General features: G+C 67.3%; 24 protein-coding genes. 21 read left to right on the top strand and 3 right to left on the bottom strand.

Annotated elements, in window-relative coordinates:
• Window positions 1–55: 55 nt before the first annotated feature.
• The 6 genes from purM (at window position 56) to LL962_RS06010 (ending at window position 4,440) form a co-directional block, all read left to right on the top strand.
• Window positions 56–1,081, top strand: a complete 1,026-nt coding sequence (gene purM, locus LL962_RS06035) for a phosphoribosylformylglycinamidine cyclo-ligase (RefSeq protein WP_228316280.1) — start codon at window positions 56–58, stop codon at window positions 1,079–1,081.
• Between the two features lie 15 nt (window positions 1,082–1,096).
• On the top strand, window positions 1,097–1,555 hold the full coding sequence (locus tag LL962_RS06030; protein ID WP_228316279.1) for a hypothetical protein: 459 nt from the start codon (window positions 1,097–1,099) through the stop codon (window positions 1,553–1,555).
• Window positions 1,556–1,577: 22 nt separating this feature from the next.
• Window positions 1,578–2,195, top strand: a complete 618-nt coding sequence (locus tag LL962_RS06025) for a DUF2238 domain-containing protein (protein WP_228316358.1) — start codon at window positions 1,578–1,580, stop codon at window positions 2,193–2,195.
• Window positions 2,182–2,850 (top strand): phosphoribosylglycinamide formyltransferase, encoded by a 669-nt coding sequence (gene purN, locus LL962_RS06020; RefSeq protein ID WP_228316278.1) that lies wholly within the window; start codon window positions 2,182–2,184, stop codon window positions 2,848–2,850. The genes LL962_RS06025 and purN overlap by 14 nt, the downstream gene beginning before the upstream one ends.
• A gap of 64 nt (window positions 2,851–2,914) precedes the next feature.
• On the top strand, window positions 2,915–3,754 hold the full coding sequence (locus tag LL962_RS06015) for a DUF3108 domain-containing protein (RefSeq protein ID WP_228316277.1): 840 nt from the start codon (window positions 2,915–2,917) through the stop codon (window positions 3,752–3,754).
• 2 nt (window positions 3,755–3,756) lie between these two features.
• The gene (locus LL962_RS06010) at window positions 3,757–4,440 is read left to right on the top strand and encodes a DUF3108 domain-containing protein (protein WP_228316276.1); all 684 of its coding nucleotides are present in this window, start codon (window positions 3,757–3,759) and stop codon (window positions 4,438–4,440) included.
• A 529-nt stretch (window positions 4,441–4,969) separates the two neighbouring features.
• On the opposite strand, the gene LL962_RS06005 is transcribed toward LL962_RS06010, so the two are convergent.
• The 3 genes from LL962_RS06005 to LL962_RS05995 form a co-directional block, all read right to left on the bottom strand.
• Entirely contained in the window at window positions 4,970–5,299 is a 330-nt protein-coding gene (locus tag LL962_RS06005) for a hypothetical protein (RefSeq protein WP_104587242.1), read from the bottom strand.
• Window positions 5,296–6,570 carry a UDP-N-acetylglucosamine 1-carboxyvinyltransferase gene (gene murA, locus LL962_RS06000; RefSeq protein WP_104587241.1) on the bottom strand — a complete coding sequence of 425 codons (1,275 nt, stop codon included), beginning with the start codon at window positions 6,568–6,570 and terminating at the stop codon, window positions 5,296–5,298. Before murA ends, LL962_RS06005 begins: the two co-directional genes overlap by 4 nt.
• A 220-nt stretch (window positions 6,571–6,790) precedes the next feature.
• Entirely contained in the window at window positions 6,791–7,018 is a 228-nt protein-coding gene (locus LL962_RS05995; protein ID WP_104587240.1) for a BolA family protein, read from the bottom strand.
• A gap of 53 nt (window positions 7,019–7,071) precedes the next feature.
• Between LL962_RS05995 and LL962_RS05990 the strand changes: the two genes are divergently transcribed.
• The 15 genes from LL962_RS05990 (at window position 7,072) to LL962_RS05920 (ending at window position 20,117) form a co-directional block, all read left to right on the top strand.
• Window positions 7,072–8,073: a KpsF/GutQ family sugar-phosphate isomerase gene (locus LL962_RS05990; protein WP_219195379.1), complete on the top strand. Its 1,002-nt coding sequence runs from the start codon at window positions 7,072–7,074 to the stop codon at window positions 8,071–8,073.
• A gap of 49 nt (window positions 8,074–8,122) precedes the next feature.
• Window positions 8,123–8,671, top strand: coding sequence for a KdsC family phosphatase (locus tag LL962_RS05985; protein WP_219195377.1), 549 nt, complete (start codon window positions 8,123–8,125; stop codon window positions 8,669–8,671).
• Window positions 8,668–9,243, top strand: coding sequence for an LPS export ABC transporter periplasmic protein LptC (gene lptC / locus LL962_RS05980; RefSeq protein WP_228316275.1), 576 nt, complete (start codon window positions 8,668–8,670; stop codon window positions 9,241–9,243). The genes LL962_RS05985 and lptC overlap by 4 nt, the downstream gene beginning before the upstream one ends.
• Window positions 9,221–9,769 (top strand): lipopolysaccharide transport periplasmic protein LptA, encoded by a 549-nt coding sequence (lptA, locus tag LL962_RS05975; RefSeq protein ID WP_228316274.1) that lies wholly within the window; start codon window positions 9,221–9,223, stop codon window positions 9,767–9,769. The genes lptC and lptA overlap by 23 nt, the downstream gene beginning before the upstream one ends.
• Window positions 9,769–10,488 (top strand): LPS export ABC transporter ATP-binding protein, encoded by a 720-nt coding sequence (lptB, locus tag LL962_RS05970; RefSeq protein ID WP_104587235.1) that lies wholly within the window; start codon window positions 9,769–9,771, stop codon window positions 10,486–10,488. Before lptA ends, lptB begins: the two co-directional genes overlap by 1 nt.
• A 40-nt stretch (window positions 10,489–10,528) precedes the next feature.
• Entirely contained in the window at window positions 10,529–11,965 is a 1,437-nt protein-coding gene (locus tag LL962_RS05965; RefSeq protein WP_228316273.1) for an RNA polymerase factor sigma-54, read from the top strand.
• Window positions 11,966–12,052: 87 nt separating this feature from the next.
• Window positions 12,053–12,370: a ribosome hibernation-promoting factor, HPF/YfiA family gene (gene hpf / locus LL962_RS05960; protein ID WP_011037930.1), complete on the top strand. Its 318-nt coding sequence runs from the start codon at window positions 12,053–12,055 to the stop codon at window positions 12,368–12,370.
• Window positions 12,371–12,391: 21 nt separating this feature from the next.
• The gene (locus tag LL962_RS05955; RefSeq protein ID WP_104587233.1) at window positions 12,392–12,850 is read left to right on the top strand and encodes a PTS sugar transporter subunit IIA; all 459 of its coding nucleotides are present in this window, start codon (window positions 12,392–12,394) and stop codon (window positions 12,848–12,850) included.
• Entirely contained in the window at window positions 12,847–13,797 is a 951-nt protein-coding gene (gene hprK, locus LL962_RS05950) for an HPr(Ser) kinase/phosphatase (protein WP_104587232.1), read from the top strand. The genes LL962_RS05955 and hprK overlap by 4 nt, the downstream gene beginning before the upstream one ends.
• Window positions 13,794–14,666 carry an RNase adapter RapZ gene (gene rapZ / locus LL962_RS05945; protein ID WP_228316272.1) on the top strand — a complete coding sequence of 291 codons (873 nt, stop codon included), beginning with the start codon at window positions 13,794–13,796 and terminating at the stop codon, window positions 14,664–14,666. Before hprK ends, rapZ begins: the two co-directional genes overlap by 4 nt.
• Before the next feature lie 460 nt (window positions 14,667–15,126).
• Window positions 15,127–15,519 carry a PTS sugar transporter subunit IIA gene (locus tag LL962_RS05940; protein ID WP_228316271.1) on the top strand — a complete coding sequence of 131 codons (393 nt, stop codon included), beginning with the start codon at window positions 15,127–15,129 and terminating at the stop codon, window positions 15,517–15,519.
• Window positions 15,512–15,781: an HPr family phosphocarrier protein gene (locus tag LL962_RS05935; RefSeq protein WP_104587230.1), complete on the top strand. Its 270-nt coding sequence runs from the start codon at window positions 15,512–15,514 to the stop codon at window positions 15,779–15,781. Before LL962_RS05940 ends, LL962_RS05935 begins: the two co-directional genes overlap by 8 nt.
• A 58-nt stretch (window positions 15,782–15,839) precedes the next feature.
• Window positions 15,840–17,579, top strand: coding sequence for a phosphoenolpyruvate--protein phosphotransferase (gene ptsP / locus LL962_RS05930; protein WP_104587229.1), 1,740 nt, complete (start codon window positions 15,840–15,842; stop codon window positions 17,577–17,579).
• Between the two features lie 303 nt (window positions 17,580–17,882).
• Window positions 17,883–19,244 (top strand): magnesium transporter, encoded by a 1,362-nt coding sequence (mgtE, locus tag LL962_RS05925; protein WP_104587228.1) that lies wholly within the window; start codon window positions 17,883–17,885, stop codon window positions 19,242–19,244.
• A gap of 63 nt (window positions 19,245–19,307) precedes the next feature.
• Complete coding sequence (locus tag LL962_RS05920; protein ID WP_228316270.1) at window positions 19,308–20,117, top strand: prolyl oligopeptidase family serine peptidase; 810 nt, start codon at window positions 19,308–19,310, stop codon at window positions 20,115–20,117.
• The last annotated feature ends 14 nt before the right edge of the window (window positions 20,118–20,131 follow it).

Raw genomic sequence — 20,131 nt, 5'->3', positions numbered from 1 at the left:
TTGCCGCCGAGCCCTCCAGCCCGTGACCAGCCCAACGCCTTCAGCCCCCTCGCCCATGACCTACCGCGATGCGGGCGTCGATATCGATGCCGGCAACGCGCTGGTCGAACGCATCAAGCCGTTGGTCAAGCGCAGCTTCCGGCCGGAAGTGATGGGCGGCCTGGGCGGTTTCGGTGCCTTGTTCGATCTGTCGGGCAAGTACAGGGAGCCAGTGCTGGTGTCCGGCACCGATGGCGTGGGCACCAAGCTCAAGCTTGCCCAGCAGCTCGGCCGGCACGACACCATCGGCATCGACCTGGTCGGCATGTGCGTCAACGACGTGCTGGTACAGGGCGCCGAGCCACTGTTCTTCCTGGATTACTTCGCCACCGGCAAGCTGGACGTGGACACCGCCGCGGCGGTGGTCGGCGGTATCGCGCGCGGCTGCGAGTTGTCCGGCTGCGCGTTGATCGGCGGCGAAACCGCCGAGATGCCCGACATGTACCCGCCAGGCGAGTACGATCTGGCCGGTTTCACCGTCGGTGCGGTGGAAAAATCCCAGCTGCTGGACGGCGCGCAGGTACGCGCAGGCGACGTCCTGATCGGCATCGCCTCCTCCGGCCCGCATTCCAACGGCTATTCGCTGATCCGCAAGATCTACGAGCGCGCCGGCGCGCCGGCCGAGCATGTGCTGGACGATGGCACCCGGCTGATCGATGCGCTGATGGCGCCGACGGCGCTGTATGTCAAACCGATCCTGGCCCTGCTCAGGTCGCATGGCGAGGCGATCCATGCCATGGCGCACATCACCGGCGGCGGGCTGACCGAGAACATCATCCGGGTGGTTCCGGACGGGCTGGGGCTGGACATCGATGCCACTGCGTGGCCTCTGCCGCCGGTGTTCGCCTGGCTGCAGCGCGAGGGTGCGGTGGCCGATGCCGAAATGTGGCGCACCTTCAACTGCGGCATCGGCTTCGTGCTGATCGTCTCGCCCGACCAGGCTGCCACGCTGGAACAGGCGCTGACCGCGCAGTCGCTGGCACACTGGCGTATCGGTCAGGTGACGACAACGCACGGCGACGACCGCGTGCGGATCGGCTGAGCCCAGGAGACCCGCATGGACGCTTCCCCGATCGCATCGGCGCCGCGTGCCACCGCCGAAGATCTGCAGCAGCTCAAGCTGCTGTCGATCTTCCATTACGTGCTGGCCGGCATCACCGGGCTGTTTTCGTTGTTCCCGCTGATCCACCTGTTCATGGGCCTGGCCATCGTGACCGGGCACCTGCCGATGGAAAACACCAATCCCGATGCGCCGCCGCTGGATGCCCGCTGGTTCGGCTGGTTCTTCGTGGTGTTCGCGGCTGGGTTCATCTGCTGCGGCCTGACCCTGGCCGGGTTCATGGCCTATGTCGGCCGCTGCATCGCCCAGCGCCGGCGGCATCTGCTGTGCCTGATCGTGGCCGGCATCTCCTGCTCGTTCATGCCGTTCGGCACCGTGCTCGGCGTGTTCACGCTGGTCGTGCTGTTGCGCCCCCAGGTCAAGGCCTTGTTCGGTGGCGCGGCCACCGCAGCCTGAGACCGGCGTGAGCGAAGACGCAGTGCGCGGCGTCAAACCGGCTGCATCGCTGGTCGCCGTCGCAGTGTTCCTGGCCAGCTGGATTGCGCCGCCGTGGCCGGCCGAACAGGCGTTGCATAGTTCGCTGACGGTGATCGGGCTGATCGCGCTGGCCTGGATCGACCCCCGCCATCGGCTCGGCAATGCAGCGTTCGTGCTGATCTGCGTGTTCGTCGCGCTGCATTGCATCGGTGCGCGCTGGCTGTATTCCTACGTGCCTTACGAGCAATGGAGCCGGCAGCTGCTGCATTGGTCGCCAGGCACCGCCTTCGGCTGGACCCGCAATCATTTCGACCGCTTGATCCACCTGCTGTTCGGACTCTGCTTCGCGCCGGCCATCGCGCAGCTCGCAGCGCGGCGCTGGCCGCGTCTGGGGCAACGGCCGGGCTTCGCACTGACCGTCATGAGCATCATGTGCGTCAGCCTGCTCTACGAATGGTTCGAATGGGGCATCGCGCTGCTGCTGTCGCCGCAGGCCGCCGAAGCCTACAACGGGCAGCAGGGCGACCCCTGGGATGCACACACCGACATGCTGCTGGCCACGCTCGGCAGTCTGATCGCCTACCCCTTGGTGAGGACATCGTTCAATGCACGCCACTGACCCGTGCCTGCGTCTGGCCATTCTGGCGTCCGGCCGCGGCAGCAATCTGCAGGCCATCCTCGACGCCATCGCCGACCGACGCCTGCGCGCAGAAGTGGTCGGGGTGTTTTCCGATCGCCCGCAGGCGCCGGCGCTGCTCAAGGTCGACGAAGCACTGCGCTGGAGCGCCAGCCCGCGCGCGTTCGCCGACCGCGAAGCCTTCGACGCCGCGCTGGGCGACGCCATCGCCGCGGTACGGCCGGACTGGGTGGTCTGCGCCGGTTACATGCGCATCCTGGGCGAGCCGCTGGTACGTCGCTTCGCCGGGCGCATGCTCAACATCCACCCGTCCCTGCTGCCCAAGTACCGGGGTCTGCACACGCATGCGCGGGCGCTGGAGGCCGGCGATACCGAGCACGGCGCCAGCGTGCATCTGGTGGTGCCGGAGCTCGATGCCGGCAACGTGATCGCGCAAGCCCGCGTCCCGGTACTGCCCGGCGACAGCGCCGATCAGCTGGCCGCGCGCGTCCTCGGTCGCGAGCACCCGTTGCTGCTGGCCACGCTGGATCTGCTGGCCAGCGGGAGAGTGCAGGTCCACGGCGACGCCATCCATCTCGACGGTCAGTGCCTGTTTACGCCACTGCGACTAGAGTCCGCTGACACCGCATTGGCCTGAATGCGGAGACATCCTCCTCATCCCCTTTCGGACATCCTTGCGGCCCCGTGCCCACCCTCAGCGCATGAACGTCGTCCCGATCGCCACCGCGCTGTTGACCACCGCCCTGCTCGCCTCGGCCGGCACCGGCCGCGCGCAACAGCCTCCCGCCGCGCCTGCGCCCACGACGGCGCCCGCTACTTCCCCTGCCGCTGCGACAGCGCAGCCAGCAACGGCGTCCGCAGCTGCGCTGCCGGCCAGCCCCTGGACGCCACCACCGCTGGAGCCGTTCGTGGCGACCTACCAGGCGTTTTATCGCGGCAAGGAGGCCGGCGACGCGACCATGCAGGTCAGCCATGGTGACGGCAGTCAGTGGCGCATCGACATGGCGGTGCGTGGCCGCAAGGGCTTTGCCAGCATCCTGGGCCTGAATCTGGAACAGAGCACGGTGTTTCGGGTGGACGGCGATACCTATGTGCCGCTGAGCCAGAGCACGGTGCGCAAGGCGGTGTTCTTCGGCAAGAAGGTCACCGGCGTGTACGACTGGCAGGCCGGTACCGCGCAATGGGACGGCGATCTGAAGAAGGAGCGTCAGCAACCCATTGCCCTGCAACGCGGCGACCAGAGCGCGCTGTCGTTGAACCTGTCGCTGATGCGCGACGCACAACCGGGGCGCAGCCTGAGCTATCGCTACGTCGACGTGGGCCGGGTACGCAAATACGACTACCGCGCCGCCGACACCACCGAGGTGGTGCAGGTCGGCGATCTGAGTTACGACGCGTTGCGCGTGTACCGCGTCAACAGCGGCGACAACGAAACCATCCTCTGGATCGCCAACGGGGTTCCGACCCCGGTGCGCATCCTGCAACGTGACAAAGGTGAGGATCAGGTCGATCTCCGCCTGGTCGAATACCAAGGAGCCTGAGCATGAACACCCTCTCCCGCACCAACGCTTTGCTCACTGCCGCCGCCCTGGCCGTGGCCAGCCTGCCGGCCTTTGCCGTGCAGCCGTTCCAGGCCGATTATTCGGCCAACTACATGGGCATGCAGGCCAACGGCACCATGACCCTGGCCGCCGCCGGTACCAATCAGTGGCGCTATACGCTGACCATCCAGAACCAGCTGGCCAACCTGACCCAGAGCACGGTGTTCGAAGAGGCCGGCGGGCAGCTGCGCCCGGTGAGCAGCAACGACACGTCTTCGATGATGGTCAAGCGGCGCAACGTCACCGCCAATTACGACTGGAAGACCAGCCAGGCCACCTGGAGCGGCGATATCAAGCCCGATCGCCGTGGCCCGGTCAAACTGCAACCCGGCGACATGGACGCGCTCCTGATCAATCTGGCGATCACCCGCGACCTGGCCGCCGGCAAGCCGCTGAACTACCGCATGGTGGACGAAGGCCGCATCAAGCCGATGAGCTACAAGGTCGTCGGCAAGGACACCATCACCGTCAACGGCAAGCAGGAGCAGGCCACCAAGGTCTCGCGCGTGGACGGCGACAAGGAATTGATCGCCTGGGTGGTCAAGGACCTGCCGGTGCCGGCGCGCCTGCTGCAAAAGGAAAAAGGCCAGGATGCGCTGGACCTGACCATCAAGTCGCTGCGCTGAGCGTTTTATGCCTGACCGAGCGTGCCCGGGAATGCGCTGCGGTGCGCTGCCGGGCACCGCTATTGGGCGGGCAACCCGTCGATAGCGGTTTTAAGCGTGTTGAACCGAGCGCGCGGCGCCCTCACCGCTCGCGGGACACGCCGTGAATCCGTCCGTGGAGGCTCGGTGGCGGCATCCATGCCGCCACACGGTCCCGCAAGCGGCGAGGACACCGCACCAGACAATTGGTCGGTTGTTCGCTTAAAAGCTTGTCCGTTGATCGGCTTGCGTATTGATCCGCTCGGGTTGGGAGATTAGCGGACGCTTGCTTGTCAGAACTGCAGGGCACGGTGCCTGCTCTTACGATGCACACCGACCCTCTCGACCGGTCCTTGCCCGCCTACCGTCGCGGGACCTTACGCGGCATGGATGCCGCGTAAGAGCTTACAAGGACGTACTTGCAGCGTGTCCCGCGATGGTAGGCGGGCAAGGGCCCTGCGACCAGGCCGCAGATCAGCCGCTTTACGACTGATCCATCCGCACCAACCCATCACTCCTCAGGCTTGGCCGCGGCCTTGTCATCGCCGCTGGAGAACACCGTGCGGCAGTCCACGCGGATCTGCTCGCCGCTGCTGCGCCAATAGAACAGATCGCAATGGCGCCTGCCTTCGACGGTCTTCTTGACCGCCACCGCGTAGAACGACTGCGCGATCTCGTCGCGGCTGGCGGTGCCGTCGCCGTTCCAGTCCATGTCGTTGAATTCCACGCCCTGGGTGATCGCCATGCCCACGCTCCAGGCGTAGGCCAGCCAGGCCAGGATCAGCACGATCACGCCCAGCAGGACCTTGCGTCGGGTGGTGAAGCGTCCGCGCAGGATCATGCGGTGCGCCGGATGGTCGCGCCCAGCGCCCCCAGCTTCTCCTCGATGTTCTCGTAGCCACGGTCCAGGTGGTAGATGCGATCGATGGTGGTCTCGCCGTCGGCCACCAGCCCGGCCAGGATCAGCGAGGCGGAGGCGCGCAGATCGGTGGCCATCACCGGTGCGCCACTCAGGCGTTCGGCGCCGCGGACGATGGCGGTATGGCCTTCGACCTGGATATCCGCGCCCAGGCGCAGCAGCTCGTTGACGTGCATGAAGCGGTTTTCGAAGATGGTTTCGTTGATCACGCCCACGCCCTCGGCCACGCAATTGAGCGCCATGAATTGCGCCTGCATGTCGGTGGGAAACGCCGGATACGGGGCGGTGGTGAGGTTGACTGCGCGCGGGCGCTTGCCCTGCATGTCCAGGGTGATGCTGTCGCCGCTGGCAGTGATGCTGGCGCCGGCCTCGGCGAGCTTGTCCAGCACCGCGTCCAGGGTGTCCGGACGCGCGCGGCGCACGGTGACGCTGCCACCGGTCATCGCCGCGGCCACCAGGAAGGTGCCGGTCTCGATGCGATCGGGCAACACCGCATGATGCCCGCCGCCCAGCCGTTCGACGCCCTGCACCACGATGCGCGGCGTGCCGGCGCCTTCGATCCGTGCACCGAGCGCGGTCAGGCACTCGGCCAGGTCGGTGACTTCCGGCTCCATCGCCGCGTTTTCCAGCACGGTGGTGCCGTCGGCCAGTACTGCCGCCATCAGCACGTTCTCGGTGCCGGTGACGCTGACCATGTCGAACACGTAACGGCCGCCCTTCAGACGACCGTTGCTGGTGGCCTTGATGTAGCCGTTCTCCACGCTGATCTCCGCACCCAGCGCCTGCAGGCCCTTGATGTGCTGGTCCACCGGGCGCGAGCCGATCGCGCAGCCGCCCGGCAGCGACACCTCGGCGGTGCCGTAGCGCGCCAGCAGCGGCCCCAGCACCAGGATCGAGGCGCGCATGGTCTTGACCAGCTCGTACGGGGCGACCTGGTGGGTGACCGAACGCGGATCGACCCGGATCGAGCGCCCCTTGGCCAGGGTGCCCTCATCGATGGTGACCTCGGCGCCGAGCTCGCCGAGCAGCTTCACCGTGGTGATCACGTCGTGCAGGTGCGGCACGTTGCTGATCTCCACCGGTGCATCGGCCAGCAGGGTGGCGCACAGGATGGGCAGCACGGCGTTCTTGGCGCCGGAGATATTGACTTCGCCATGCAGCGCTTGGCCGCCGGTCACTACGATTTTTGCCATGGGAATCTAAGAAGTCCGAAAGTAGAGGGATGTCGGAGAAGTGGTGAGCGCAACGTTCTGACGCTGGGACGCGCGGCGCGGCGCTGCAATCGGAGGAGCGGCGGCGCCGGCACGGCTCGGCGCGCGAGGGATGTCGCCAGGTCATGGTGGAGGATGCAGTGGACCACGCGATTCGGGCGCGCACCGTTTTTTCCACCCCGGCACGGCCCGCCTGGCGTGCTCAGCCTTCCTCGGGCGTCAGGGTCTTCAGCTGCAGCGCGTGGATCGCCCCGCCCATCAGGTCGCCCAGGGTCGCATAGACCATGCGGTGGCGTGCCAGCGGCGCCTTGCCCGCGAAGGCTGCGCTGACCACGGTGGCCTCGAAGTGCACGCCGTCGTCGCCGTGCACGTCGACGCGGGCTTCGGGCAAGCCGGATTCGATGAGTTTACGGATGGTTTCGGCGTCCAAAGAGCGTTTCCTCATAAAATGAGCGCACATTCTACTCTTCAGCCGGGTTCTGCATGGCCGTCTCGCACCTGCCTCCTGCCACCGTCAGCGACGCCAGCCTGATCGCCAGCGGACAGCGCGTGCTTGGGATCGAGCAGGACGCGCTGGCCAGCGTGGGCGCGCGGATCGGCAACGACTTCGCCGCCGCCTGCCGGCTGGTGCTGGCCTCGCGCGGGCGCGTGGTCGCCACCGGCATGGGCAAATCCGGCCATATCGCGCGCAAGATCGCCGCCACCCTGGCCTCGACCGGCACCCCGGCCTTCTTCGTGCATCCCGGCGAAGCCGGCCATGGCGACCTGGGCATGATCACCGAGGCCGACATCGTGCTGGCGCTGTCGTATTCGGGCGAATCGGACGAAGTGCGCATGCTGCTGCCGGTGCTCAAGCGCCAGGGCAACCCCATCATCGCCATGACCGGCCGCCCCGCCTCCACCCTGGCCCAGGCCGCCGACGTACACCTGGATGTCAGCGTCGCCGCCGAAGCCTGCCCGCTGCACCTGGCCCCGACCTCCAGCACCACGGCCTCGCTGGCGCTGGGCGACGCGCTGGCGGTGGCCCTGCTCGATGCGCGCGGCTTCACTGCCGACGACTTCGCCCGTTCGCACCCGGCCGGCAGCCTGGGCCGGCGCCTGCTGCTGCACATCACCGACGTGATGCATGCTGGCGACGACCTGCCCCGCGTGCGCGAAGACGCCAGCCTGAGCCAGGCGTTGATGGAAATGAGCCGCAAGCGGCTGGGGATGACCGCGGTGGTGGATGCCGAGGGGCGGCTGATCGGCCTGTTCACCGACGGCGATCTGCGCCGCGCGCTGGACAGCGACATCGACGTGCGCAGTGCCGGCATCGCCGAGGTGATGACCCGCAACCCCAGGACCATCGGCGCCGACCAGCTGGCCGCCGAGGCCGCTCGCCTGATGGAAGAGCACAAGATCAACGGTCTGATCGTGGTCGACGCGCAGCAGCGTGCGGTCGGCGCGTTGAACATTCACGACCTGTTGCGCGCCAAAGTGGTTTAACAGGTTCAGTTTTCAACCTGTCGGACCCCGTTCCCACCGATTCGTGCCGATGCCCTACTCTCCCCTGCAGCACCTCCCCGCCGAGTTGATCGACCGTGCCGCACGCACCCGTCTGGCCTGCTTCGATGTCGATGGCACGCTGACCGACGGGCGTCTGTACTACGACCATGCCGGCAACGAGAGCAAGGCCTTCAACGTACTCGACGGCCAGGGCCTCAAACAGCTCGAACACGCCGGCATCCATGTCGCGCTGATCACCGCGCGCGCCAGCCTGTCGGCGGAAAAGCGCGGCCAGGATCTGGGCCTGCACGTGCAGATCGGGGTCAAGAACAAGCGCCTGGCCGTCCTGGCGCTGTGCCAGGAACACGGGCTGTCGCTGGACCAAGTGCTGTTCATGGGCGATGACCTGCCCGATCTGCCGGCCCTGCTCGCGGTCGGCTTGCCGGTCGCCCCCGCCAATGCCCACCCGTGGATCGCCGAGCGGGTGCAGTGGCATACCCGGGCCCGCGGCGGCGAAGGGGCTGCGCGCGAGGTCTGCGACACACTGCTGGCCGCGCAGGGCCAGGTCGACGCCATCATCGCGCGGTTCTCGGCATGAGCTGGAACTGGCGAACCACTCTTGGCGTGGTGCTGTTCGTGGCCGCGGTGGTGTCCGGCTGGTCGGCCTGGCAGCAGCGTGCGCGCCCGGTGGCGGCGGCGGTGGACGAGTCCAAGGCCGACTACGTGCTGCGCGATTTCGAGCTGATCGCCCTGGACAAACAGACCGGCAAGGAATCGATGACGCTGCGTGCGCCGGAAATGCACCGCAACCGTGCCGATCAGACCGCAGAAATCACCACGCCGGTGTTCCTGCTGCCCGATAACGCCAACCAGCCGTGGACCTTGCGTTCCAGGACCGGCTGGATCAGCCCCAAGGGCGACGAACTGCGGCTGCGCGGCGATGTGGAAGGCGACAGCCCGACCACCGGCCCCACCCCGCCGACCACCTTCCGCACCCAGAGTCTGGACGTGTTCCCGCAGCAGAACCTCGCCAAGACCGCCGCGCCGGTGAGCATGAGCCGGCCGGGTATCATGCAGAGCGGGGTCGGCTTCGAGGCCGATCTCAAATCACGCCAGTACAAGCTTCTCTCCCAGGTCAAGACCCGCTATGAACCGAATGCTGCCCGCTAAACTGGCGTTCGCCGCGCTACTGCTGCCTGCGATGGCCATGGCCAAGAGCAGCGATCGCAATCAGCCAATGGCGATCGACTCCAATGCCAACGACTGCAACATGCTCGATGACAGCGGCAAGTGCCGCTTCAGCGGCAATGTGGTGATCACCCAGGGCACGCTGGAGATCCACGCCGATACCGCCGACATCTTTCAGAAGAACGGCCAGACCGACCGCGTAGTGCTCACCGGCAAGCAGGCCACGCTCAAACAGCAGATGGACGACGGCGCGATGATGAACGGCCAGGCCGACAACATCGAATACAAGGTTGCCGACGAAATCATCATCCTGACCGGCAACTACAAGGTCGACTCGCCCAAGGGCAGCAATGCCGGCCAGCGCATGGTCTACAACACCAAGACCGGCAATATGCAGAGCGGCGGCGATGGCAGCCGTGTGCGCACCATCATCCAGCCGAAGAATGCCGCCCCTGCGGCCGCGCCGCCGGCTGCCAAGCCTGCCGCCAAGCCGCAGGGGAAGCCGTAATGCTGGTCGCCACCGGTCTGCGCAAGAAATACAAGCAGCGCGAAGTGGTCAAGGAATTCGGCCTGACCCTGGAAGCCGGCGAAGTGGTCGGCCTGCTCGGGCCCAATGGCGCCGGCAAGACCACCTGCTTCTACATGATCGTCGGCCTGGTCGAAGCCGATGCCGGCCGCATCGAGCTGGATGGGCGCGACCTCACGGCCGAGCCGATGTATGCACGGGCGAAACTGGGTGTGGGATACCTGCCCCAGGAGCCGTCGGTGTTTCGCAAACTCACCGTGGCCGACAACATCCGCTTGGTGCTGGAGCTGCGCGAGGACCTCGACGGTGCGGCGCGCGAAAAGGAGCTCGCTGCGCTGCTGGACGAACTGCAGATCACCCACGTGGCCGATCAGCTGGGTGCCAGCCTGTCCGGTGGCGAGCGCCGGCGCTGCGAGATCGCACGCGCGCTGGCGGCCAAGCCGCGCATGATGCTGCTGGATGAACCCTTCGCCGGCGTGGATCCGATTTCGGTCGGCGAGATCCAGCGCATCGTCACCCACCTCAAGGAACGCGGCATCGGTGTGCTGATCACCGATCACAACGTGCGTGAGACCTTGGGAATCTGCGACCGCGCGTATATCCTCGCCGAGGGAGGCGTGCTGGCGCAGGGGGCACCGGACGCGCTGCTCGCCAATCCCGACGTCCGTCGCGTGTATCTGGGGGAAACTTTCCGCCTTTGAGCGCGCCGCCGCGCCAACGATTTTCCCAGTCAGCGCCCGCATGAAAGCCCGGCTCCAGACATCGCTAGGACAGCAGTTGGTCATGACGCCGCAGTTGCGTCAGGCGATCAAGCTATTGCAGATGTCCACCACCGAACTGGAACTGGAGATCGCCGAGGCGGTGGAGACCAATCCACTGCTGGAATGGGCCGACGAAGCCGTCCAGGCGGCGAACGAGCCGCCTGCAGACGCGGCATCCCCGACCGGCGAGGACAGCCGACACGAGGACAGCACGCCCGCCGAGCGCGACGACGACTGGTCGCAGGACGAACTGCAGTGGACCGGCTCGGGCAGCGGCGGCAGCTTCGACGACGACGACACCGGCGATGCGGCCGAGCGCGTCGCCGAATCGGAGACCCTGGCCGACCATCTGCTGTGGCAGTTGCACCTGTCGCCACTGTCGCCGCGCGACCGCCAGATCGGAGCGACCCTGATCGATGCGCTGGACGAAGACGGCTACCTGCGCGAGCCGCTGTCGGCCATTCTCGACACCCTGGCGCTGGGCACCGCGGTCGATGAGGCCGAAGTCCTCACCGTTTTGCATCAGATCCAGCGCTTCGACCCGGTGGGCGTGGGCGCACGCACCCTGGGCGAGTGCCTGGCGCTGCAGCTGGCGGTGCTCGATCCCGCCACCCCGGGCCGCGAGCTGGCGCTGCAGATCGTGGCCGGCCCGCTGGAACGGTTGCCGCGCAGCGGCGTGGCCGGCCTGGCGCATGAACTCAAACGCTCGGCCGCCGACGTGGAGCAGGCGGTGCAGTTGGTGCGCTCGCTGGACCCGCGCCCGGGCAAGCAGATCGGCGAACTGGCCCAGGACACCTACGTGGTGCCCGATTGCGTGATCTGGCGCCAGCGCGGTGTCTGGCGCGCGGCGCTGGCCGGACGCGCGCAGCCGAAGGTCACCATCCATCGCGGCTACGAGAACCTGATCCGCAGCTGCGGCGAGTCCGATGCCGGCTATCTGCGCGGGCAGCTGCAGGAGGCGCGCTGGCTGCTCAAGAGCCTGGAGGCCCGCGGCGAGACCTTGCTGCGGGTGGTGCGCTGCCTGCTGCAGCACCAGGCCGGCTTCCTGGAGTTCGGCGCGCAGGCGCTGCGGCCGCTGACCCTGCGCGAGATCGCCGGCGAACTCGGCCTGCACGAGTCGACGATCTCGCGCGCGATCGCGCGCAAGTACGTGCGCACGCCCCGCGGCACCATCGCGCTGCGCTCGTTCTTCGCGTCCGGCATCGACACCGACGGCGGCGGCGAGGCCTCCAGCACCGCCATCCAGGCCATGATCCGGCGCCTGATCGAGGCGGAGAACCCGCGCAAACCCTTGTCTGACGCCAAGCTTGCCGAACTGCTGAAAACATCCGGCGTCCCGGTGGCGCGGCGCACCGTTGCGAAGTATCGTGAGGCCATGAACATTTCCGCCTCCCACGAACGCGTGCGCATCGCCTGACGTTGCAACCACCGCAACGCCGGCGCGTGCCGGGTTTGTCGGAGCACCGGAACGGTTCATTGGCCCACCGACCAATGGAGGTATCCGATGCGCATCGAGACGTATGGCCACCAGCTTGAAGTGACGCCCGCCCTGCGGGATTACGTGGCAAGCAAGCTGCAGCGCTTGCAGCGCCATTTCGACCAGCACTGCGAAGTCCGCACCCAGCTGGCCGTCCGAAAACCGGACCATCACGTGGTCGCCACCGTCAACCTCCCCGGCCGCACCCTGCACGCCGATGCCAGCGGCTCCACCATGTATGCGGCCATCGACCTGCTGGTGGACAAGCTCGACCGGCTGGTCCTGAAACACAAAGAGAAGAAATGTAACCACCACGCACGCGAGGTGCGCGACAATCCCGCATGACGCTTCCCGCTTGATGCCCTCATGCCCTTAACCGATCTGATGGCGGCCGTGCGCACCGTGGTGTCGCCGGCCGCCGATCGCGACACCGTCCTGCGCGTCGCCGCCGAGCTGCTGTCCTGCCCGCAGGCCGGCGCAGACGAGCTCTACACCAACCTGTGCGAACGCGAGGCCCTGGGCAGTACCGCCATCGGCCACGGCATCGCCATTCCGCATGGGCGATGTTCCAACCTCACCGAACCGCGCGGCGCGCTGCTGCGGCTGGACACCCCGGTGCCGTTCGGCGGCGATGAACCGGTGGATCTGGTGTTCGCCATGGCAGTGCCGGCGCACTACACCCATCAGCACCTGATGCTGCTGTCGGAACTGGCCGAACGCTTCTCCGACGCGGGGTTCCGGCGACAGCTGCGCGAGGCGCCCGATGCGCAGACCTTGCTGGCCCTGCTCGGCGACACGCCGCCAGCGCAGGCCAGCGCGGCATGAATACCGCCATCACCGCACGCGAACTGTTCGACCAGCAGCGCGACAAGCTGGCGCTGCGCTGGGTGGCCGGGCAGAAAGGCGAACACCGCGAGATCCAGGCCGGCAGCAACAATGCCCGCCGCCCGTCGCTGGCCGGCTACCTCAATGTGATCTACCCCAACAAGGTGCAGATCCTGGGCAGCGAGGAACTGGCCTGGCTGGATTCGCTGGATGCGCGCCAGCGCTGGGAAACCATCGAGAAGATCATCCAGGTGCAGCCGCTGGCGCTGGCGATCAGCAAGAACCAGTCGTGCCCGGAAGACCTGCGCGCGGCGGCCGACGAATCCAACACCCCGCTGTGGATCTCGCCCAAGCGCGGCCACGAGCTGCTCAACCACCTCTCCTACCATCTGGCGCGCACGCTGGCGCCGCGGGTCACCCTGCATGGGGTGTTCATGGAGATCTATTCGATCGGCGTACTGATCACCGGCGAAGCGGGCTCGGGCAAGAGCGAGCTGGCACTGGAACTGCTCAGCCGCGGTCACCGTCTGGTGGCCGACGACGCGCCCGAGTTCACCCAGATCGCACCGGACGTGCTGGACGGCACCTGCCCCGAGCTGCTGCAGGACCTGCTGGAGGTGCGTGGCCTGGGCGTGTTGAACGTGCGCGACATGTTCGGCGACACCGCAGTGAAGAAGAACAAGTACCTGCGCCTGATCGTGCACCTGACCCGGCCGATGACCGAGCCCACGCCATCCGGCTACGAGCGCCTGACCGGCGATTCGGGCAGCCGCCACGTGCTGGATCTGGACGTGCCGCTGATCACCCTGCCGGTGATGCCCGGGCGCAACCTGGCGGTGCTGACCGAGGCGGCCACCCGGCTGCACATCCTGCGCACCAAGGGCATCGACCCGGCGGCGATGTTCATCGCGCGCCACAGCAACCTGCTGGAGCGACGCACGCCATGAGCACCGCGCCCTCCTCGCTGATGATCGTGAGCGGGTTGTCCGGCTCGGGCAAATCGGTCGCGCTCAAGACCTTCGAAGACCTGGACTATTACTGCTCGGACAACCTGCCGGTGGAGCTGCTGCCGGACTTCGTGCGCAGCCGCCTGCGCGGCAATCCGCTGGGCGACCAGCGGTTGGCGGTCGGCATCGACGTGCGCAGCCGCAGCGACCTGACCCAGCTCGCGCAGTGGCGCCAGTCCGCCCAGGAGTACGGCATCGAGGCCCGCCTGCTGTTCTTCGAGGCCAGCGACGAAGCCTTGATCAAGCGCTATGCAGACACCCGTCGCCGCCACCCGCTGAGCCATCTCGGCCTGGCCTTGCCCGAAGCGATCACCCGCGAGCGGCAGTTGACCGAGCCGCTGCGCGATCAGGCCGACGCCATCATCGACACCAGTGCGCTCAACGTGCATCAGTTGCGCCGCCGCGTGGTGACCGAGTTCGCGCTCGGCTCGCATGATCGGCTGTCGCTGCTGTTCGAATCGTTCGCCTACAGACGCGGCGTGCCGGCCGAGGCCGATTTCGTGTTCGATGCGCGGGTGCTGCCCAACCCGCACTGGGACCCTGAGCTGCGCCCGCTCACCGGCCGCGATGCCGGCGTGCGCGAGTATCTGGACAACGAGGCCGACGTGCAGCGATACAGCGCGCAGATCGTGGATCTGCTCGATACCTGGCTGCCGCGGCTGCGCAACGACACCCGCAGCTACGTGACCATCGCCTTCGGGTGCACCGGCGGCAAGCACCGCTCGGTCTACATGGCCGAACGCCTGGCCCAGCACGCGCGCACGCAGGGCTGGCCAGAGGTGGCGACGTTTCATCGCGAGCAGGATTGAGGGGCGGGGATTCGGGAATCGGGAATCGTTGAAGCGGCATCCTGCGACGTGAGCGTGCTGCACCTAGGTTGAGGACGTCATGCTTGCTGGCCTCAGGTTGCGATCGCTTGCGAGTGGCTGGCGTGTGGTGGACGCTGCGCAGTCCGACAGCGCTGTAGCTGACGCAACACTGCACGATCGATGCGCTGGCGCCGTCACAAGCCATGCGTCGGTGTCTCCGCCACGCGCATGGTTCCAGTGCCCCGCCCGCCATCGCATGAAAGGCAGCGCTCGCTTGAGACGTGGGCCGCACCGCCGACGCTGCAGACGTCACGGATCAGGGCCACGCATGCAACGACACGATGGCGACATATGCTGCACCCGCTTCGGCTGCAGCACTTCTAAACGGCTATTCAGTTCGCAACACTTCGGTGCGGACAAACGCTATCGCGCAGTCATGCCGACCTGTTAACGTTTCGACATGGCCTGTGGCATTCTCCTCATCACCCATCCCGGCATCGGCGCAGCGTTGTTGAGCGTGGCGACGGGGCTGTTGCGGCATTTGCCGCTGAAGACCGAAGCGTTCGACGTCCCGTTCGATGCAGACCTGGATGCCTTGCTGCCCCAGGCGTCGGCGGCGATGCGGCGGGTCGACGGCGGCGACGGCGTACTGGTCATGACCGACCTGTACGGCGCCAGCCCCAGCAATCTCGCCAGCCGCCTGGCCAGGCTCGGCACACCGGTGCGCCGCGTCTCCGCCCTGAGTCTGCCGATGCTGTTGCGGGTGATGAATTACCCCGAACAAGGTTTGCAGGAGCTGCCCGCCACCGCGGCGGCAGGTACCCGCAACGGAGCGATCATCGACGATGCTTGAACGCGAACTCATTGTGTCCAACCGACTCGGACTGCATGCGCGGGCAACCGCCAAGCTGGTGCAGACGCTGTCGTCCTATCGCAGCAACGCCACGCTGGCGGCCAAGGGCCGCGAAGTGAATGCCAAGAGCATCATGGGCGTCATGCTGCTGGCCGCCGGCCAGGGCACCAAGGTGATGGTGCGGCTGGAGGGCGAAGACGAGGCCGAGGCCCTGCAAGCCCTGGTGGACCTGTTCGAGCGTCGTTTCGACGAGGACAGCTGAGCATGCGCGGCGTCGGTGCCGTTACGACCGGCACGGCGCGATTGCGCCGGGGGCACGCATGAGCGTGCGCCTGCGCGGGCACGGCGCCGCGCGCGGCAATGCGCTCGGGCGCGCACGGGTCCGCCAGAGCCACGCGCTGGAGGTGGCCGAACAACGCGTGCCCGCCAGCCAGGTGGAAACGCAATTGCAGCGGCTGCATGCAGCGATCGACGCGGCCCGCGGCGAGATGCAGCAGTTGCGCGATCGGCTGCATGGTGCGCTGGCGCGCGAGGTGGGCGAGTTTCTCGAGCTGCACGCCTTGTTGCTGGACGATCCCGAACTGCTGCAGGGTCTGGACGAGCTGATTCGTACCCACCGCTACAGCGCCGACTACGCCTTGTGCGTGCAACGCGACCGGCTGGCGGCGGTGTTCGACGGCATGGAGGACGCCTACCTCAAGAGCCGCATGGACGATCTGGACCATGTCATCGGCCGCATCCACGCGTTCCTGCACAAGCGCGCCCCCGACCTCAAGGGCGTGGCCGGGGAGATCCTGGTCTGCGACAACGTGGCGCCGTCCGAACTGGCGCAGTTGCAGGCCCAGGGCGTGGTCGGCATCGTCACCGCTGCCGGCAGCGCGCTGTCGCATAGCGCGATCCTGGCGCGTAGCCTGCATCTGCCCCTGGTCGTGGGTGTTGGCGAAGCATTGCAGCGGATCGACGATGGCGATGTGCTGATCGTCGATGCCGGCTCCGGCCAGGTGATCGTCGATCCCACGCCCGAACACCTGCGCGACTACCGCGAACGCCTGCGCGCATTGGCCAAGGAACAGCGCGAACTCGGGCGCCTGCGCTCCAAGCCCACGCGCACGCGCGACAACGTCGACATCACCCTGCTCGCCAACGCCGAATCGCTGGAAGACGTCGCCAGCGCGCACGCGCTGGGCGCCAGCGGGCTGGGGCTGTATCGCACCGAATTCCTGTTCCTGCAGCGCAACGAGCTGCCCGACGAAGACGAGCAGTTCCAGACCTATCGCGATACCGTGCTGGGCATGAGCGGCCGCCCGGTCACCATCCGTACGCTGGACCTGGGCGCCGACAAGGCCGACCGCACCGGGCTGACACTGAGCGACGAGGACAACCCGGCACTGGGCCTGCGCGGGGTGCGGCTGTCGCTCGCCCGGCCGGCGGTGGCGCAGGCGCAGCTGCGCGCCATCCTGCGCGCCTCCGGCTACGGGCCGGTGCGCATCCTGGTGCCGATGGTCAGTGGCCGCGAGGAAATCCAGTTGCTGCGCAAGCAGCTGAAGAAACTGAGTACGCAGCTGCGCGAAGAGGGCCACGAGATCGCCGAGCATATTCCGCTCGGTGCGATGATCGAGGTGCCTGCGGCGGCGCTGGCGCTGGATTGTTTCATCGACGACATCGACTTCCTGTCGATCGGCACCAACGATCTGGTGCAGTACCTGCTGGCGGTGGACCGCAACAACGAAGCGCTGGGCGAGCTGTACTCGCCGCTGCACCCGGCGGTGCTGCGCCTGATCGCGCAGGTGATCGCCATCGGGCGCACCTACGGCAAGCCGGTGGCGGTGTGCGGCGAGATCGCCGGCGACCCACGCTTCGCGCCGATGTTGCTGGCGCTGGGGCTCACCGAATTCAGCCTGCATCCGGGCACCCTGCTGGAAGTGCGCCGCGCCATTCGCGACAGCCATCTGGGCGAACTGCGTGTGCACGGCGAAAAATTGCTGCGCGCGCGCGACCGCAAGGGTATCGAGAAATGGCTGGCAGCCATCGCACACGGCTGCAGCGGCAAAAGCAGCTAGGACAGCGCAGCTGCACCTCCTTCTCCCGCTTGCGGGGGAAGGTGCCCGTAGGGCGGATGGGGGCGCCGCGCCGATCATCGACCCGGCACTCAATCACCCAGTCACTACCGACGGACCAACTTGGGGGCGTCGTGGCGGCATGCAGCGTTTGCCAAGCGCGCCGGCGAGCCGGCGGCGCCCCATCGACCGTCCGCAAGCGCGCCGACACTGTATGTTTCGTCACCGTGCGCAAGCGATAATGCCGTGCTGACCCAGCACCGCGTCTTCCACTGACGGCGCGCCCACTCTTCCAGGGAGCCGCGCATGGCCGAAGCCGTCCGCCACGACAAGACCGCGCGCCAGCTGCGATTGCTGTCCGACGCGCTGGATAGCGGACGCCTGGGGCCGGTACGCCGGCTGGTCAATACGCTGGCGCCGGCGGAGATCGGCAACCTGCTCGAATCCTTGCCGCCGGGCAAGCGCGAAGTGGTGTGGGGGCTGGTCGATCCGGAAGACGATGGCGAGGTGCTGCTGCACGTCGGCGACGAAGTGCGCGAAAGCCTGCTGGCCGACATGGATCCGGACGAGATCGTCGCTGCGGTCGAAGACCTGGACATCGACGACCTGGCCAACCTGGTCGAAGACCTGCCAGACACCGTCATCGACGAAGTGCTCAAGTCGATGGATCGCGAGAACCGCGAACGGCTCGAACAGGTGCTGTCGTATCCGGAAGACACCGCCGGCCGCCTGATGAACCCGGACGTGGTGACGGTGCGCGCCGACGTCAATGTCGATGTGGTGCTGCGTTACCTGCGCCTGCGCGGCGAGCTGCCCGATCATACCGACCACCTGTACGTGGTAAGCCGTCGCCACCAGTATCTGGGCCGCGTGCCATTGGCAGCGCTGGTCACCCACGAGGACAGCACCCCGGTCAACCGGCTGATCGACGACGAGCAGCCGGCCATCGACGTGGGGGACGGCTCGGACGAAGTGGCACGCCGCTTCTCCGACCACGACTGGATCTCCGCGCCGGTGGTGGACGACAACAACATCCTGCTCGGCCGCATCACCATCGACGACGTGGTCGACATCATCCGCGAGCAGGCCGAGCACCAGGCCTTGAGCGCCGCCGGTCTGGACGAGGACGAGGACATGTTCAGCCCGGCGCGGCGCGCGTTCCGGCGCCGCCTGATCTGGCTGGGCATCAACCTGTGCACCGCGTTCCTGGCGTCCAGCGTGGTCAGCCAGTTCGAAGGCACCATCGAGAAGCTGGTGGCGCTGGCGGCGCTGATGCCGATCGTGGCCGGCATGGGCGGCAACGCCGGAACCCAGGTCTTGGCATTGATGGTGCGCGGCCTGGCGCTGGGGCAGATCGGCTCGTCCAACGTGATGACCCTGCTCAAGAAGGAGCTCACCGTGGCGCTGATCAACGGCCTGTGCCTGGGCGTCGGGCTCGGCCTGATCGTGCTGGCATGGTTTCGCCAACCGATGCTGTCGCTGGTGATCGGCACCGCCCTGACGGTGAACATGCTGACCGCCGCCTTCGGCGGCGTCCTGGTGCCGGTGACGCTCAAACGCCTGGGCTTCGATCCCGCGCTGGCCGGCGGGGTGATCCTGACCACGCTGACCGACGTGATGGGCTTTCTGAGCTTCCTCGGCCTGGCCACATTGATCCTGCTGCGCTGAGGCGGCCCCCATCGCCGCGACGCGACAGACGCGCCATATGCGTGATACTCCAGGCCTGTATTAATGCGGGAGGCGTGCGTGATCGGTCGTTACGTGATATTGGGTCTTCTGGCGCTGGCGCTCGCCGGCTGTTCGAGCATGCGTGGTCCCGGCGATGGACGAAGCGGCCATTTCGTCACTCGCACCCTGCAGATGGAAGGTCGCCTGTATCGGTACCAGGTGTTCGTGCCGGCGGCCAAGGCGCCGCAGCCACGGCCCATCGTGTTGTTCCTGCATGGTTCCGGCGAGCGCGGCGACAACGGCCGCGATCAGGCCGAGGTCGGGCTTGGCCCCTATCTGAGCGCGCATGCCGACCGGTTCCCCGCGCTGGTGGTGCTGCCGCAGGTTCCCGAGAACGAAGAGTGGCTGGGAATCAACGCGCGCATGGCGATCGCCGCGCTGGATGCGGCCAGTGCGGAGTTCGCGGCCGATCCGCAGCGCACCTACCTGACCGGCATGTCGATGGGCGGTTACGGCGCCTGGGAGATCGGCTTGATGCAGCCGCGGCGCTTCGCGGCGATCGTGCCGATCTGCGGCGCGCTGAAGGCACCGCGCGAGGAACGCCGCACGCTCTATGTCAGCCTGGTCGCCAAGGAAGCCGACCCGTATACCGCGGCGGTCACCCAGCTCAAGCACGTGCCGATCTGGATGTTCCATGGCGCCAACGACGATTCGGTGCCGCCACACGACGACCGCGCGTTGTACCGCGCGGGCAAAGGCGTGGGTGCGAACCTGCGCTACAGCGAGTATCCCGACGGCAACCACAATGCCTGGGACGCGACCTACGCGGACCCGGCAATGTGGGAGTGGATGTTCAAACAGCGGCTGCGCTGAGGACGGCCGCTGCC

Origin of the sequence: Xanthomonas sp. NCPPB 1067 (genome assembly GCF_020783795.1) — a bacterium.
Classification (GTDB): domain Bacteria; phylum Pseudomonadota; class Gammaproteobacteria; order Xanthomonadales; family Xanthomonadaceae; genus Xanthomonas; species Xanthomonas melonis.
Note: the sequence above shows the minus strand (reverse complement) of the source record. Positions and strands in the feature narration are given on the sequence as shown.

What these genes read in the sequence shown, in the direction of transcription:
- purM (WP_228316280.1), top strand. Translation starts at nt 56, where the DNA reads ATGACCTACCGCGATGCGGGCGTCGATATCGATGCCGGCAACGCGCTG.
- LL962_RS06030 (WP_228316279.1), top strand. Translation starts at nt 1,097, where the DNA reads ATGGACGCTTCCCCGATCGCATCGGCGCCGCGTGCCACCGCCGAAGAT.
- purN (WP_228316278.1), top strand. Translation starts at nt 2,182, where the DNA reads ATGCACGCCACTGACCCGTGCCTGCGTCTGGCCATTCTGGCGTCCGGC.
- LL962_RS06015 (WP_228316277.1), top strand. Translation starts at nt 2,915, where the DNA reads ATGAACGTCGTCCCGATCGCCACCGCGCTGTTGACCACCGCCCTGCTC.
- LL962_RS06010 (WP_228316276.1), top strand. Translation starts at nt 3,757, where the DNA reads ATGAACACCCTCTCCCGCACCAACGCTTTGCTCACTGCCGCCGCCCTG.
- LL962_RS06005 (WP_104587242.1), bottom strand. Translation starts at nt 5,299, where the DNA reads ATGATCCTGCGCGGACGCTTCACCACCCGACGCAAGGTCCTGCTGGGC.
- murA (WP_104587241.1), bottom strand. Translation starts at nt 6,570, where the DNA reads ATGGCAAAAATCGTAGTGACCGGCGGCCAAGCGCTGCATGGCGAAGTC.
- LL962_RS05990 (WP_219195379.1), top strand. Translation starts at nt 7,072, where the DNA reads ATGGCCGTCTCGCACCTGCCTCCTGCCACCGTCAGCGACGCCAGCCTG.
- LL962_RS05985 (WP_219195377.1), top strand. Translation starts at nt 8,123, where the DNA reads ATGCCCTACTCTCCCCTGCAGCACCTCCCCGCCGAGTTGATCGACCGT.
- lptC (WP_228316275.1), top strand. Translation starts at nt 8,668, where the DNA reads ATGAGCTGGAACTGGCGAACCACTCTTGGCGTGGTGCTGTTCGTGGCC.
- lptA (WP_228316274.1), top strand. Translation starts at nt 9,221, where the DNA reads ATGAACCGAATGCTGCCCGCTAAACTGGCGTTCGCCGCGCTACTGCTG.
- lptB (WP_104587235.1), top strand. Translation starts at nt 9,769, where the DNA reads ATGCTGGTCGCCACCGGTCTGCGCAAGAAATACAAGCAGCGCGAAGTG.
- LL962_RS05965 (WP_228316273.1), top strand. Translation starts at nt 10,529, where the DNA reads ATGAAAGCCCGGCTCCAGACATCGCTAGGACAGCAGTTGGTCATGACG.
- hpf (WP_011037930.1), top strand. Translation starts at nt 12,053, where the DNA reads ATGCGCATCGAGACGTATGGCCACCAGCTTGAAGTGACGCCCGCCCTG.
- LL962_RS05955 (WP_104587233.1), top strand. Translation starts at nt 12,392, where the DNA reads ATGCCCTTAACCGATCTGATGGCGGCCGTGCGCACCGTGGTGTCGCCG.
- hprK (WP_104587232.1), top strand. Translation starts at nt 12,847, where the DNA reads ATGAATACCGCCATCACCGCACGCGAACTGTTCGACCAGCAGCGCGAC.
- rapZ (WP_228316272.1), top strand. Translation starts at nt 13,794, where the DNA reads ATGAGCACCGCGCCCTCCTCGCTGATGATCGTGAGCGGGTTGTCCGGC.
- LL962_RS05940 (WP_228316271.1), top strand. Translation starts at nt 15,127, where the DNA reads ATGGCCTGTGGCATTCTCCTCATCACCCATCCCGGCATCGGCGCAGCG.
- LL962_RS05935 (WP_104587230.1), top strand. Translation starts at nt 15,512, where the DNA reads ATGCTTGAACGCGAACTCATTGTGTCCAACCGACTCGGACTGCATGCG.
- ptsP (WP_104587229.1), top strand. Translation starts at nt 15,840, where the DNA reads ATGAGCGTGCGCCTGCGCGGGCACGGCGCCGCGCGCGGCAATGCGCTC.
- mgtE (WP_104587228.1), top strand. Translation starts at nt 17,883, where the DNA reads ATGGCCGAAGCCGTCCGCCACGACAAGACCGCGCGCCAGCTGCGATTG.
- LL962_RS05920 (WP_228316270.1), top strand. Translation starts at nt 19,308, where the DNA reads ATGCGGGAGGCGTGCGTGATCGGTCGTTACGTGATATTGGGTCTTCTG.